The following is a 14,121-nucleotide window of genomic DNA, read 5'->3' as shown; positions in this document are numbered from 1 at the left end:
GGGACGGCGGCGTCCATCGGAGGAGGGGACTCATGACCACGAACGGTCTGGTGGTTGACGTCGCATGGCCGGAGCTGCCCCGCGGCATCGCGGGCCCGGACGAGCTCGCCGATCAGCTCGATGCCAGCCTGCGCGACCGGGCCGGGATCACCTCCGTCGACCAGCACGGTCTCGCCGTGCGCGTCTACCACCCGCAGGAGGTCGAGGCGCTCGCCGCGGACCTGGCCGACAGGCTGTCGGTCATCGGCATGTCCGACCGCACCTACCTGTCCTGGCGCGATGACCTGGGCGTGCACCGCCGCTCGGTGACCGGGCGGCGGATGGCGACGACCGGCCGCCGAGTGGCCTGAGCCGCTGGACGCGACGAGTCCTAGGTCCGTGGTGAGCGGCCGCCTGGCGGGCCGGCCACTCGCTGCCCGTCGCCGGAGCCGGTGCCGGGGCTCACGGTGCCGCCTCGGTCGGGACTGTCGCCGGGGTCGGAGTCACCGCCGTCACCGGTGTCGTCGGGCTGGCTGAGGGCCTCCCGGGCGATCGCGGTGCCGTAGCGGACCGCGCCGGGGGAGGGCACCGGGCAGGCGGTCATCGGCGGTTGGACCAGCGGGCAGAAGTGGGTGCCGTCCGGGCTGCGCACCGTGACCATCCCACCGGGGCCGCAGGTTTCCCCGACGGCGCAGGGCAGCGTCGCGGCATAGCGCCCGTCAGCGGTGATCGCCCGGCCGGCGGGGGCGACGCGGGTGCGCTGGTGGGTCGCGGCGATCTGCCGCCACACCCGGTCCAGCGGGGTGAGCCCGGCGGCGTCGACCGGCTGGTCACGCCGGGGCGGGGCGTCGACGAGGACGACCTCGGTGNCCCGGCCGGTCAACACCTCGACCGCCTGCGTGACGTCCTCCCGGTAGGNGGTCACCAGGTCCCGTCCCCGCATGCACGCCGTGCCCTGGTTACCGGAGAAGGCCAGNGCGGCCACGGTCGGCCGCCATCGTCGGGACTGGTCGCGGATGTCGGTCAGCCAGTCGCAGGGCGCGGTGCCGCCCCAGGTGCGCACCAGGACCTGGCTGTGCCCATCGGCGCGCACCGTCCGGCTGAACGACGCACCCGCCTCCCAGGCCAACGAGTCACCCCACATCGCCACCCGCGGGTGGTCGTGGGACGTGCGGTTGACGGCCACCGTTCCCGCCACGAGCACGACCGCGACGACGAACAACCAGCCGATCGGGCCCAGCCGTCCGATCCGCACCCTCCGCCCTTCCTCGACGCGCCCCACCCACGGCGCCCTCTCGACAGCGGCCTTCCGACGACGCCCTCCCGACGGCGCCCTCTCGACAGCGCCCTCTCGACAGCGGCCTCTCGGCGGCGCCCGCCCCTGTGCGCCCGGCCGGGCGGCAGGCGCACAACCCATGCCCATGCCGGGCGGGCATCGACCGGTATCCCTCCATGGTGCCTACGGGTCGGTGCGATCGAGGCACTACCCGCCTATCTCCCCACCCGTTGGGTGTGCTCTGGGTGGCACGTGGGTGGTGTGGGCCGTGGCCGGACCCCCGTGGGCGCGGGTGACGCGGGTCTCCGTCACCACTCGCCGGCGGCGCGCAGCCGGTGCGGCCGACCGTCGGGATCGTAGATCGAGCGGTAAACCGGTGCCGACCAGGCCCGACGCAACCGGCTCAGCCGGGCCGGGCGGTGCGGGCGGACGCGCCCCGGCGGCCGGTCCCCGACCCGTCCGCCGTCGTGCCAGGCGGCCAGGTCCTCGGCGCGGGCGCGGAACGCCGCGAAGCCCGTCGCCGGGTCGAGCAGCTCGTCGTCCGGGCCCTCCCAGTCGAGATGCTCGCGCCACAGCCCCAGCCGCAGGTCGCGGGCAAACACCCGGGCGCCGTCGCCCAGCCCGGCCGGATCACGCGGCTCGCGTGGATCCAGCGTGTCGTCGATCGTCGCGACGGCCAGTTCGCTGTCGTGCGTCCACGATCGGCGGTTGAGGTTGTCCGACCCCACCGACGCCCACACGTCGTCGACCGTCACCGCCTTGGCATGCACGTACACGGGGGTTCCGGCGTGGTTCTCGACGTCGTAGACGCCGACCCGGTCGCCGCCGGCCGCCCGGCACAGCTCCAGCGCCTGCTCGCGGCCGACCAGGTTCGGNGGCAGCGAGAACCGCCCGCCCTGGGTCGGATGGCGCGGCACCACGATGATCAGGTGCAGCTCCGGGGAGCGGCGCAGCGCGTCGGCGAACAGGCGGGCCACCTCGGCGGACCACATGTACTGGTCCTCCAGATAGATCAACCGACGGGCGCGGCGGAGCACCTTCTGGTAGGCGCGGGCGATCGAGCGTTCGCCCGCGCGGGCGAACGGGTACGCCGGGTGCAGCTTGCGGGGGTAGGTCCGCAGGACCTGGACGTTGTGCGGGCCGGCCGCCGGCGGATCGGGCTGCTGGGCGGGCAGCTCGTCGGTCCGGGTCGCCACCGGGCGGATCCGGTAGAACAGCCGCCGCAACGGGTTCGGGTTGTCCAGGCTCGACGGGTCGTCCCATCGCTCGCGGAAGGTGTGCTCCAGATCGCCGACGGCCGGGCCGCGCACCTCCACCTGGATGTCGTGCCAGGGCGGGGCGTCACCGTAGGGAGCGGCCATCGGCTGGCTCTGCGGGTCGCCCGCGTGGGCCGCGTCGTCGCGCCGGTTGTAGCACAGGTCGATCCCACCGGCGAAGGCCACGCCGGCCGCCGGATCGCCCGCGGGGCGCGCGACCACCAGCTTCTGGTGGTGGGAGCCGCCGCGGCGCACCCGCTGATCCAGCACGACCCGTGCCCCGGAGCTCGTGAGCTTCTCGGCGAGCAGCCGGTTCGGTTTCGAGCTGAACGACAGCAGCTCCAGATGGGACCGCCACATCAGGCCGCGGACCGCCACGCCGCGCCGGGCCGCCCGGCCCAGCACCTCGCCGACCTCGGAGCCGGCGCCGTCCAGGCGCTGGTCGAGATCCCCGCGCCAGTCGGTGAACAGCAGCAGGTCGCCGTCACCGAGTCCCTCGACGACCGCCAGCAGGCGGGTGAAGTAGTCCCGGCCGTGCACGAGCGGCACGACGAGGTTGCCGGCGGTCCACGGTCGGCCGTCGGGATGGCGCCGGTCGAGGTCGGTGCTCGGGTTTCCACGCTCGGCGGCCGTCAGGAACCAGACGGCGAGCACCGCCGCGCCGTCCGGACCGGCGGCGGCCGTCCCACCGTCCGGCTCGCGGGCGGGTGGGGCAGCCGGCGTCGGCTGCGACGGCGGGGTCCGCGGTACCGGCGGGGCGGCTGGAACCGGTAACACGTCCGCAGCCGTGGCCCTCCCGTCGCCCGGCACCGTCACCTCACTCGCCACCGGGTCACCCGTCGTCACCTCGCCCGTCGTCACCTCGCCGGTCGTCACCACGCCGGTAGTCATCTCGCCCGTCACCGCGTCACCCGTCACCGCGTCACTCGCCCCCACCGCCGACGCATCTCCCGCCTGTGCCATGGACCAGATCACCGATCCCTTCCCCGGGGATGCAACCACCATTCCCTGCTGGTCACCCGATTCCTCGTCGCTCGTCACCCTTTGTCCGTCACGCGNTGACCGACAGTGGTTGTCCGACAGTCGGGAGCCGGGCGGCTGTTCGCGGCGTTCCGCCGCCGTCCGCCGGGTCCTGCACGCCACCGCCCGCGGTCAGATCCGGGCACCCTTGGAGCGGTTGCACCGCCGGCACAGCAGCTGCAGGTTGTTGACGCTGGACGCGCCGCCGCGGCTGAACGGGATCACGTGGTCGAACTCCAGGTGCTCGCCGCCCCCGCACTCGACGCACNCCCCGCCGTCGCGCCGCCACACCTCCGCCTTCACCGCCTGCGGGATCGCCCGGCTGGCCCGGCTGCCCGGCGCGATGACCTGCCGCCGGGCGACCCGCAGGATCCCGGCCAGCACCGCGGCGACGTACTGCGGGTCGTCCACGAGGTAGCTGCCCGAGCCACGGGTGGTGGTGGCGGCGATGTCGACGCATCCGCCCCGTGCCTCCACCTCGACGATCTTCGGCAGGCCGAGCTCGGCGCCCCGCCCGGTCTCGCCGAGGAAGCGCAGCTTGCGGTTGGTGGCGAGCAGCCGACCCGGGGCGTGGCGGGGACCGGCCGCGGCCTGCTGGACCAGGGTGGCCGACACGTCGAGGTGCACGATCTCGTCGAGGTCGAGGTGCAGGGAACCCGCGGGCAGCCGGGGCAGCTCACCGGCGCCGATCCGGGCCAACTCCAGGCCACGGGCGAGGCGCTGGCGCAGCGCGTCGAGATCCGGGCCGGCCAGGTGCAGCCGCGCGGCCGCCGCCTCGATGCGGTCGACCTCGGCCGGCTCGATCACCCCGTCGGCGAACGCGAACGCCGCCAGCCGCTCCAGGTGCGCCGGCCCGACCGCCTGGACGATCTCCCAGCCCGCCGACTCCGGGATCCGCTGGTAGCGCAGGTCGGCCCACAGCGGTTCGAGGTCGGCCCCGGTCGGGTCGTCGCGCGTCAGCGACGACACCACGCGGGCCCGCCAGTCCCACAGGTACGCCCGGATCGCCTGCGCGCACTCCTCGCAGGCCGGCGGCCCGCCGAGTAACCGCCACCGTTTGCGAGCGCCGCACCGACCGCAGCTCGCGTCCGACTCCGTGAGGATCGGCGTGGGCGGACCCTGCCAACGCTCCCCGTCCCACCAGCGCATGAGGTCCGGGCGCACCGGATCGGGGTACCAGCCCGCCCGAATCCGCTCCTCCCCGCCACCGCCTTCTTCCTCGGTCCCGCCTGCTGCCTCTGCGCCGCCGTCCTCGGCGCCGCCGCCGTCCTCCGCGCCGGCCTCGGACTCGTCGGCTGCGAGGGCGTCCGCGACCTCGGGAAGCACCCGCGTGGGCTCCGCGCCGGTCGACTCTTCACCGATCGGCTCGTCGCCGGTGACATCGTCGCTGGTGACGTCCTCGCTGGTCGGGTAGGTGCTCGTCGGGTAGGTGGCGGTCGGGGCGTCGCCGTCGGGGTCGTCGACGGGGTCATCGGCGCGGTCGTCGGCGGCGCGGTCGTCGGCGGCGCGGTCGTCGGCGCGGACGGCGATGCCGAAACCGCGAGCCAGGCCGGCGAGGCCGCTGTTCCAGCCCTGGGCGACGGCGCGGAACCGCCAGCCGCCCGCCCGGCGGTAGAGCTCCCCGAGCACCAGCGCGTTGACCGGCTCGTCGGGTTCCGCGACGAACCGGCCCACCGGCCGGCCCGCCCGGTCGGTCAGCTCGACGGTGAGGTCGGCCAGCTCGGCGAAGGTTCCCACGTCGACGGACCCGGCGATCACGATCCGGCTCACCGCCGGCTCCACCCGGGGCAGCGTCACCACGAGGCCGGCCGTCCCGGGGCTCGCGGCCGTCAGGGCGACCGCACCCGAGGAGTGGCTCGGCGCGTTGAAGAACACGAAGTCGCCGTCGGAACGAACCCGCTCCTCCTCGGTGACGAGGACGGCGCTGACGTCCACCACCCGGCCTGGCGTCCAGCCGACCGCGACGCGCAGAACCCCGGCGGGAACGGGGATGTTGGCGCCCTTCTGCAGGGCCGGGGCCAGGGTCATGCGGCCTTCCGCGGGTCGGGGCGGGCGACGGCTCACCGCCACCGGCGGCTGCGGCGTCGACACGTCTACGTGGAAGGAATGTATGCCGATCGGCCCGGACGGCGGTCGGTCCTGACATATCGGGCCGGCCGCCGGGTCGCGCTGGGGGCGCGGCGGCACGTGTGGCAGAGTTTGGCGCCATGACGCGGTCCGTCACGACGCGCGGGTCCACCGTGGGACGCCGCGCCGCCCNCACGGCGGTGGCGCTGAGTGCCACGGCAGGTCTCACCTATGGCCTGCCCTCGCTGGCGACGCTGCGCCGGCTGAGGCTGCGGGTCACCCCGGCGCTCGCCGGGGTCGGCGCCGGCGACCACGTCGCGCTCACCTTCGACGACGGGCCCGACCCCGCCTCGACCCCGCAGTTCCTCGACGTGCTCGCCGAGCTCGACGTCCGCTCGACGTTCTTCGTCCTCGGCAGCCTGCTGGAGCGCTCGCCGAGCCTGGCCCGGGAGATGGTCGCCGCCGGTCACGAGCTCGCCNTGCACGGCTGGGACCACCGCCCGATGCTGCTGCGCGGCCCGCGGTCGACCCGCGACCAGCTCGTGCGCACCCGCGACCTGGTCGCCGAGGTCACCGGGCGCACCCCGCGCTTCGTCCGGCCGCCGCACGGCATCCTCTCCGCCGGACTGCTCGTCGCCGCCCGTGACCTGGAACTGACGCCGGTGCTGTGGTCGGCGTGGGGCCGGGACTGGACGGCGGAGGCGACCCCGCGCAGCGTCCTGGACACCCTCGCGCCCGACCTGCGCGGCGGGGCCACCGTGCTGCTGCACGACTGCGACTGCACCTCGGCGCCCGGCGCCTGGCGCAGCGCGCTCGGCGCCCTGCCGGAGCTCGCCGCCCGCTGCGACGACGCCGGCCTGCGCCTGGGCCCCCTCGCCGAGCACGGCCTGCGCGGCCGCTGACCGGCCCCGCCCGCTACCGGCCGGCCCGCTACCGGCCGGCCCGCTACCGGGCTCCCGCTGCCGGGCTCCCGTTACCGGTCTCCTGTTACCAGGCGCGGACGATGTCGCGCCCGGCCCCGGCGTCCGGCCAGAACGACGGGGCCGCCCCGTCGAGCANCTCCCGGACCGACCGGCCGAGCGCGCCCAACGCGGCGAAGGCGAGCGCGCCACCGGTCGAGATCCGCGCGACGCCGAGCTCGGCCAGCTCCGCCACGCCCGGTCCGCCCGGCACCAGCAGGACGTTGACCGGGCGCTCCAGCTCCGCCAGCAGGCTGCGGACGTCCGCCGCGCGGCGCAGCCCCGGGGCGTAGAGGACGTCCGCGCCGGCCTGCTGGTAGCGCTGCAACCGGTCGATCGTGTCGGCGAGGTCGTCCCGGCCGTGGAGGTGGTTCTCGGCGCGGGCGGTGAGGACGAGCCGCCCGGCCGCCGCCTCGACCGCGGCGGTGATCCGCGCGGTGGCCAGGCCGACGTCGTGGATCGGGGCCTGCGGGTCGCCGGTGAAGTCCTCGATCGAGCACCCGGCGAGCCCCGTGGCCACCGCGGCCCGCACCGTCGCCGCGACCTCGGCCGGCTCGGCGCCGTAGCCGCTCTCCAGGTCGGCGGAGACCGGCACCTCCACGGCGGCGACGAGCGCGGCGGCATGCCCGAGCGCCTCCTCGCGGGTCACCGACCGGTCGGGCCGGCCGAGCGTGCCAGCGAACCCGCTGCTCGTCGTCCCCACCGCCAGGCAGCCGACCGCGGCGAGCACCCGCGCCGTCCCCGCGTCCCACGCGTTCGGCATGACCAGCGGCACCCCGGGCCGGTGCAGCTCCCGAAACCGCTCGGTCCGTCCAGCTGCGGCCGTGGCCGTCACGGCGCGGCCACCCGCCGTCCACCGGCCCNCCCCCGGGCCGACCGGACGGTGGGGACCGGCTGCCAGGAATAGATCATCACAGTACGAAGCCTAGACGGAAGCGGCGGTNCTGCCCTGCCTTCCGATCGGCCATCGGGCCGCGAAGCCGCACCGACACCCGCCGGGGCGGTGCGTGGGACGGCAGGCGCGGTACGTGAGATGGCAGGTGCGGTGCGCTGTGCACGGTCTGCCGGCTCGGACCATACACAGCGTGCCGCACTCGCCTGCCCGGATCGNCTTGGGACGGCCCGGGACATCGAGAGCCGTCTCGTGGAAGAAGGAAGGCGGTCAGACCTCGGGGTACAGGGAGTAGNTGGGGAAGTTGCCGACCAGGCGTTCGTTCGGGTCGGGGCCGACGGTGACGGCCCGGGCGAGGTGGGCGCCGCCGACGAACGCGCCCTTCCAGGACGCGCCGCGCCCGCCGAACGGCTCGTCGCGGTCGCCGCGCGAACGCGGCTTGTTGACGCCGACCTTGAACGCCTGCAGCTCCCCGGCGAGGCGGCGGGCGTACGACTCGTCGTCGCAGGCCAGGGAGGCGACCAGCGCGCCGTTGGAGGCGTTCATCGCTGCCAGCAGCTCGGCCTCGGAGTCGACGACGATGATCGTGTCGACCGGCCCGAACGGCTCGGCGTGGTGCAGCGCGCTGGAGGCGGGCGGGTGCAGGATCGCCACCGGTGGGACGTAGGCGGAGGTGTCCTGCCCGGGGATGAACCGGCCGTCGGCGATGTCACCGCGGTAGAGCGGCACACCGCCCTTCGTGATCGCCTCGTCGACCTTCGCGGCGAGTTCGGTGGCCTTGTCGGCGGTGATGACCGGGCCGTAGTCCAGCTCGGGCAGCGGGTCGTCGTCGGCGGCGACGGCCAGCGGATGGCCGAACCGGACCCCGGCGACCACCGGCAGGTACATCGCGAGGAAGCGGTCGAACAACTGGCGCTGGACGACGTAGCGCGGGTAGGCGGTGCAGCGCTGCTTGCCGTACTCGAAGCCCTTCTTCAGGTGGGCGGCGAGGGTGTCCCACTGGGAGAAGTCCCAGATGCCCCAGGCGTTGAGCCCCTCCTGCTCGAGGAAGTGGCGCTTGCCGGTGTCGACGAGGGCGGCGGCGACCTGCCCGCCGGCGGAGCGGCCGCCGACGAACGCCAGGCAGCCGATCTCCGGGGCGCGCACCAGCGCCGAGGACAGCCGCGAACCCGACCCGCTCACCAGCGAGACCGGCAGACCCTCCCGGCGGGCCAGGGCGCTGGCCAGGGTCAGGCAGGCGGCGCCGCCGTCGGTGGGGGTCTTCGCGATCGTGCCGTTGCCGGCCAGCATCTGGACCAGCATGGCGTGCATGAGCACGCTCATCGGGTAGTTCCAGCTCGCGATGTTGCTGACGGGGCCCGGCAGCGGGCCGCGGCCGGCGATCATGCCGTCGATCTCGTCGAGGTACCAGCGGACGCCGTCGAGGGCGCGGTCGACGTCGGTGAGGGCGAGGCGCCAGGGCTTGCCGATCTCCCAGACGAGCAGCAGCGCGAGCAGCTCGCGGTGGGCGTCCATCGCGTCGACCGCGGCGCGGACGCGGGCCTTGCGCTCGGCCAGCGCCACGTCGCGCCACTGCTTGTGGTCGTCGAGGGCGGCCCTGATCGCCTCGTGCGCCTCGTCCTGGCCCAGCATGGGCGGCCCGGCGATCGGCGAACCGTCGACGGGGGAGTGGCTGTGCAGGGGACTGCCGGTGCGGCGCCACTGGCCGCCCCACAGGTTGCGCAGGCGGTCGGCGTCGAACGCCTCCGGGACGATCTCGTGGCATCGGGCGAACGCGTCGGACCAGGTCGTGCCCGGCTTGATGTGGAGTCGCGGCTGGGGGGTGCTGGTGGTCGCGGCCATACACATGAGATTGACGGTCAACCGCCAGATGCGCCACCAGTCGAGTGCCATATATCGCACATCCGATAATTCGATCGCGCGCAGAGATCGGGGCCGACTGATTGAGGGACGGTTAATTGACGCGACAACCCCTCATTAGACGATCGGACGCGGATCGTCCGATTTTGGCGAGGCCCGGGCCCCGGGTCGGCCGTGGCGCCCCGATCGGGGGCCGACGCCCCTGACCGGCCGAAACCGCTGCCGTTCCGGTGCCGAAGCCGGCGATCCGGGTGGGCGGAGACCGTCCACCGCGTACTATTTCCGGCATGTCGGATGCGTTAATGGGGGAAGACGCGGGCGTCACTCGGACGCTGTCACGACCTCTGGTGTGTACTTCATCACGTAGAGTGGAAGGGTGTCCGAACCATCTTTCGTTCGCGTCCGCGTCGTCGCCCGGACGATTCGATCCTGATTCCCGGATGTGTGATGACGGCCAGTGTCATGCCGCCNTCGGCTGCTGAAGCCGACTCCATCGAGGGCTCCGCACCGATCCGGGTCCTCGTGGTAGACGATCATGAGCTTTTTCTGCAGGGCCTCCAGACGGTCCTGGAGATCGAGGAGGACATCAGCGTCGTCGGCCGTGCCGGTGACGGCCAGGAGGCGCTGACCCTGGCCTCCGGCACATCGCCGGACATCGTTCTGATGGACGTCCGCATGCCCGGCCGGGACGGGATCGCCGCGGCCGGGGCGATCAAGCGGGCGGTCCCGCGCACCCGGATCGTGATGCTCACCGTGTCGGACGAGGAGTCCGATCTGTTCGAGGCGATCAAGGCGGGTGCCGTCGGGTACCTGCTCAAGTCGATCCCGCCGCACGAGGTGGCGGACGCCGTGCGGGCCGTGCACAACGGGCAGAGCCTGATCAGCCCGTCGATGGCGTCGAAGCTGATGGTCGAGTTCGCCACGATGGCCCGCGGCACCGAGGACCGCCCCCGCGTCAACGCCCCGCACCTGACCGCCCGCGAGCTCGAGGTGCTCAAGCTCGTCGCGGAGGGCCGCGCGAACCGCGAGATCGCCCGCAAGCTGTTCATCAGCGAGAACACGGTCAAGAACCACGTGCGCAACATCCTGGACAAGCTGCAGCTGCACTCGCGGATGGAGGCCGTGATGTACGCCGTGCGCCAGGGCCTGTTCGACATCGAGTGATCGTCCTGGCGGCTCGACGCGCGGCCCCGACCGGGGCACCTTGATCCCGGGCTGTGGGGACGGCCAGGATCGATGCCGTGGACACGGCATCGGCCAGGAGCTGATGACCGATGTCGTCCGCGCCGCGCGATCTGCCAACTGCTACAAGGTCCAGCTCCTGTCCCGCAACGACCGCAGCGAGGCGCACCTCTTCTACGAGGCGACCGGCTTTGCCCCCTCGGCAGCCGGCGTCCGGATGTACCTGGACTGACTCAGGCTTCGGNGTCCGCAACGGGCGCGGGCCGAGGTTCCGACGCGCGCGGGTTGACGGGTTCTGGCCGTGCGGCGGCACGACGCGCGTCCCGAAGGAGTGCCTTGAAACTGTGTAGAAGGCATGCGAAAAACCTTGGATGGGCCTGTTCGTCCTGGTCGGAGATCTGCCGTGTCGGTGACGCTTTGGAGNTGTTCGGACGGCAACCGGGGGCAGTTCAGCTCAGCCGCCACAAGTGGACCGTCCCGTCGCCGCTGCCGGTGGCGAGAGTTCGGCTGTCTGGCGCGAACACCACCGAGAGCACGGCGTCGCTGTGACTGGTGAGGGGGGCCCCGATCGGCCGGGGGTGGTGCGGATCTGCTACGTCCCACAACTGCATGATCCCATCGTTGAACCCCGCGGCGATGGTGCGGCCGTTCGGCGCAAACGTGAACGATTCCGGCATATGGCCGTCGGTGAACGGCTCGCCAAGCGGCTGGAGGTGATGCGGGTCGGCTATGTCCCACACCCACAGTGTCTGACTGCCGTTACCGACAGCGAGGGTACGGCCGTCTGATGCGAACGCCAGCGATCCCGCCGTGTAGCGGCCGATGAGGGGATCACCCAGTGGGTGGGGGGCGTGTGGGTCGGCGACGTCCCACAGCCGGACTGTTCCGTCGCTGCCGCCGACGGCGAGGGTGCGGCCGTCTGGTGCGAACACCATTGAATCCACCTCATGGCTGCCTGTGAGGACGCCAATGGGGTCGGGGTGGTGTGGGTCGGCCAGGTTCCATAGTCGGACTGTTCCGTCGCTGCCGCCGATGGCGAGGGTGCGGCCGTCTGGTGCCAGCATCAGTGAATCCATCGCGCGGCTGTCGGGGAGGGGGCCGCCAATGGGGTGGGGGTGGTGTGGGTCGGCCAGGTTCCATAGTCGGACTGTTCCATCGCTGCCGCCGATGGCGAGGGTGCGGCGGTCTGGAACGAACGTCACTGACCACACCACGTCGTCGTCTGCAGCGAGGGGGCCGCTGAGCCGTTGGGGGCGGAGTGGGTCGGTCACGTCCCACAGCCAGACTGTCCCATCGTCAAGGCCGACGGCCAGGGTGCGGCTGTCTGGAGTGAAGGCCATTGACCACACCGCGTCCCGGTGACCAAAGAAGGAAACGCCGAGTGGCCTGGGTCGGAACGACCCTGGACTAGGGGCGAGGGCGGCCTCGGGAAACGCGGGCGGTGGGATAGCCATCGCCTGGCGTGNCCGGACGGGGAATGCTGGCTCCACTTCGGGCTTCACCCGGCCCGCCAACGCCCCCCGCACCTGCGTGAGCAGGCGATCGCGAGCATCATCGACAGGGAGATCGAACAGGTCGATCGACACCACCGCGCCCAGCAAACCCGGCCTGGCGCAGTCTTCGATGCGAACGGGTAGCAGCTTGCGTTCGAGACCATGGGGGTCGCTGGCCTGCACAGCTCCCCACTCCTCCTGCCCATACACAGAAGTCAGATATGCGGTAGACAAGACGGCAACCATGCGTGTCGAGTGCATTACTCCTTGTTGCATTTTGAAGCGCCAGTTCGACCCGGGCACGAAATCCCACGCCTGGATCAACACTCGGTAATCTGCACTCTCCAGCTGCCAAGCCAGCCACTCCGCCCAAGGACTGTCCACTGCCGTGTAGGAGATGAAGAAGTCCCATCCCGCCACACTGTTACCGAGCGCCCCCATAGCGCAACATCTTCTACCCTCGTTGTAGTAGCTAGAGCATCGCCTCCGGCAAGTGCGCGGCGCCCTACTGGCTCAAGGGGTTTGACGCTCCAGCGGGGCCCGATGAGGCGACGCCTCCACGAGTTGCTGGCCGGAGATGGGCGGGCCATTCGGGTCGTTGCCGCGCGACGCGGCTGCCATGTCTCTCGGTTGGGCCGGAAGGGCGGCTTTACGGCAGCGCAGAACTCTCGTCGCCGATCTTGGTTGGCTGCTGCCGTTACGAGTGCAGGACGGCGCCGTGACCTGCTCTTCAAGCAGGTGAACGGGTCCGATGCCTGCGCAGCATGGCTCCGACCTGAGTACCTGGTCGGAGATGATGACCTGGGGTGGGTGACGGGACTTGAACCCGATCGGGACACTCCTCCGACCTGCACCTTTCACATATGGCCTGGTCAGAGGGTCAGGTTCGGTGAGTCCCGGTGAGCTTCCGTCGGGTTGCACCGGTGCGTGTTACCGCTGGTGCAACCTTCCGATCATGGTTGTGGGGCCGGCTGCTCCGTGCTGCTCTCGGGTGTACAGTAGAACTACTGNCACAGTAGCCCGCCCGCGCGCACCCGAGCCGAACCACCGGGACGGCTTCGTTGTCCGGTCGCATCCGGACCTTCGGGGGCGCGCTGCGGCTGGTTCTCTCTGTCTGTGTCCCTGCTCCGGTGCGCGTGGGGTGCACGGGTTGGCGGGCGCTGCCTTGCCTGGCCGGTGGGTCGTTGCCGGCGGCGGGGGCCTGGCGGTCGTCGCTGCGGGGAGCTGCATGCCTCGGCCGGCGAGTGGGTCCGCTGTCGGCCTTGTCCGGGGTCGTCGGAAGTAGTGCGCTCGGGCGGTCTGGGGCTGCCGGTAGGGCCTGGAGGCGCCGGAGGTGTGGCGCCCACTACTCCGAATCGCCACTTCCGTTTCGTCGCATGACAAACGATACGTTGCGACGAAACGATAGAGCGTGAGTGTTCCGGTGAGGCTGCGGTCGTCTGACCAGGAAGAATACCTGTGCGCCTGGTTCCCAGGGCTCTTGGTCGGCGGGGCGCGGGGGTTCCGGTGCCTCGGCGGGGGNGGCGTGGTCGGTCGGGTCGGCGGCGGCCAGCGCAGGCCGAGAACAGCGCGGTCTGTCGGCCCCTCCATTTTTTCGCCCTTGCCCGACGGTGCCTCGCCTTAGCGGAGCGGTGGGCACGTCAAGGGTCATCCGAAGGATGATCGCTTGCGACGCGTAGCGTCCTTGACGTGTCCGCCGGTCCGTTAAACGATCCGGCGCCAGCGGAAAAGGGGGAAACCTGCCGCCGGCGACCGTTCGGTCTCAGCCGTAGGACTGCCGGTGTCCACCCGGCTGGTAGTAGGACATCCCCCGGGAACAGGAGACCCTGCGGGTTCAGTCAGCCCACACGTCCCAGAGCCGGACCGTCTGATCGGTGCTGGNGGTGGCCAGGGTCTGCCCGTCCGGCGCGAANACCACCGNCCACACCCCCTTGGTGTGGCCGGTGAGGGGGTTGCCGATCGGTCGGGCGTGGGACGGGTCGGCGACGTCCCAGAGCCGGACCGTCTGATCGNNGCTGGCGGTGGCCAGGGTCTGCCCGTCCGGCGCGAATACCACCGACACCACCCAACTGGTGTGGCCGGTGAGGGGGTTGCCGATCGGTCGGGCGTGGGACGGGTCGGCGACGTCCCAGAGCCG

10 protein-coding genes and 6 pseudogenes are annotated in these 14,121 nt (G+C 72.3%); 5 read left to right on the top strand and 11 right to left on the bottom strand.

Going from position 1 to position 14,121, the window contains the following annotated elements:
• Nucleotides 1-32: 32 nt before the first annotated feature.
• The gene (locus UK94_RS30510) at nucleotides 33-350 is read left to right on the top strand and encodes a hypothetical protein (RefSeq protein ID WP_041938981.1); all 318 of its coding nucleotides are present in this window, start codon (nucleotides 33-35) and stop codon (nucleotides 348-350) included.
• A 1,213-nt stretch (nucleotides 351-1,563) separates the two neighbouring features.
• On the opposite strand, the pseudogene UK94_RS71150 reads toward UK94_RS30510, so the two are convergent.
• From UK94_RS71150 to UK94_RS30495, 4 genes and pseudogenes are all read right to left on the bottom strand, one after another.
• A pseudogene (locus tag UK94_RS71150) lies at nucleotides 1,564-2,130 on the bottom strand (phospholipase D-like domain-containing protein); the annotation flags it as partial.
• Between the two features lies 1 nt (nucleotide 2,131).
• Nucleotides 2,132-2,616: pseudogene (locus UK94_RS75560) on the bottom strand (phospholipase); the annotation flags it as partial.
• 1,047 nt (nucleotides 2,617-3,663) lie between these two features.
• A pseudogene (locus UK94_RS71140) lies at nucleotides 3,664-3,799 on the bottom strand (HNH endonuclease signature motif containing protein); the annotation flags it as partial.
• Nucleotide 3,800: 1 nt separating this feature from the next.
• On the bottom strand, nucleotides 3,801-5,559 hold a 1,759-nt coding region (locus tag UK94_RS30495), incomplete at its 3' end, for a TerD family protein (RefSeq protein WP_235490756.1).
• Between the two features lie 239 nt (nucleotides 5,560-5,798).
• Here UK94_RS30495 and UK94_RS71135 point away from each other — a divergent pair.
• Together UK94_RS71135 and UK94_RS71130 are read left to right on the top strand one after the other, a co-directional pair.
• Nucleotides 5,799-6,077: pseudogene (locus UK94_RS71135) on the top strand (polysaccharide deacetylase family protein); the annotation flags it as partial.
• Between the two features lies 1 nt (nucleotide 6,078).
• A partial coding sequence (locus UK94_RS71130; protein WP_235490753.1) for a polysaccharide deacetylase family protein occupies nucleotides 6,079-6,500 on the top strand: 422 nt, incomplete at its 5' end.
• A gap of 157 nt (nucleotides 6,501-6,657) precedes the next feature.
• On the opposite strand, the gene UK94_RS30485 is transcribed toward UK94_RS71130, so the two are convergent.
• The coding region (locus tag UK94_RS30485; RefSeq protein ID WP_235490751.1) for an isocitrate lyase/phosphoenolpyruvate mutase family protein at nucleotides 6,658-7,392 on the bottom strand (735 nt) is incomplete at its 3' end.
• A gap of 353 nt (nucleotides 7,393-7,745) precedes the next feature.
• A partial coding sequence (locus UK94_RS30480) for an aldehyde dehydrogenase family protein (RefSeq protein WP_235490771.1) occupies nucleotides 7,746-9,291 on the bottom strand: 1,546 nt, incomplete at its 3' end.
• 510 nt (nucleotides 9,292-9,801) lie between these two features.
• On the opposite strand from UK94_RS30480, the gene UK94_RS30475 reads away from it, so the two are divergent.
• Nucleotides 9,802-10,473: a response regulator transcription factor gene (locus tag UK94_RS30475; RefSeq protein WP_235490769.1), complete on the top strand. Its 672-nt coding sequence runs from the start codon at nucleotides 9,802-9,804 to the stop codon at nucleotides 10,471-10,473.
• A 40-nt stretch (nucleotides 10,474-10,513) separates the two neighbouring features.
• Nucleotides 10,514-10,723, top strand: a complete 210-nt coding sequence (locus UK94_RS30470; protein WP_256790121.1) for a GNAT family N-acetyltransferase — start codon at nucleotides 10,514-10,516, stop codon at nucleotides 10,721-10,723.
• Nucleotides 10,724-10,940: 217 nt separating this feature from the next.
• Here UK94_RS30470 and UK94_RS71125 read toward each other — a convergent pair whose 3' ends face one another.
• The 5 genes and pseudogenes from UK94_RS71125 to UK94_RS71110 all read right to left on the bottom strand — a co-directional run.
• Entirely contained in the window at nucleotides 10,941-11,945 is a 1,005-nt protein-coding gene (locus UK94_RS71125) for a WD40 repeat domain-containing protein (RefSeq protein WP_268761735.1), read from the bottom strand.
• Between the two features lie 12 nt (nucleotides 11,946-11,957).
• Nucleotides 11,958-12,425, bottom strand: a 468-nt coding sequence (locus UK94_RS71120; protein WP_235490748.1) for a toll/interleukin-1 receptor domain-containing protein, incomplete at its 3' end; no start/stop codon positions are given.
• A gap of 1,393 nt (nucleotides 12,426-13,818) precedes the next feature.
• A pseudogene (locus UK94_RS75555) lies at nucleotides 13,819-13,865 on the bottom strand (hypothetical protein); the annotation flags it as partial.
• A 40-nt stretch (nucleotides 13,866-13,905) separates the two neighbouring features.
• Nucleotides 13,906-13,996: pseudogene (locus UK94_RS75550) on the bottom strand (hypothetical protein); the annotation flags it as partial.
• Between the two features lie 2 nt (nucleotides 13,997-13,998).
• The coding region (locus UK94_RS71110; RefSeq protein ID WP_313949621.1) for a WD40 repeat domain-containing protein at nucleotides 13,999-14,082 on the bottom strand (84 nt) is incomplete at its 3' end.
• Nucleotides 14,083-14,121 lie beyond the last annotated feature (39 nt).

Source organism: Frankia sp. AvcI1 (genome assembly GCF_001420875.1).
In the GTDB taxonomy this organism is placed as follows: Bacteria; Actinomycetota; Actinomycetes; order Frankiales; family Frankiaceae; genus Frankia; species Frankia alni.
This window is presented reverse-complemented; position numbering and strand designations above follow the sequence as displayed.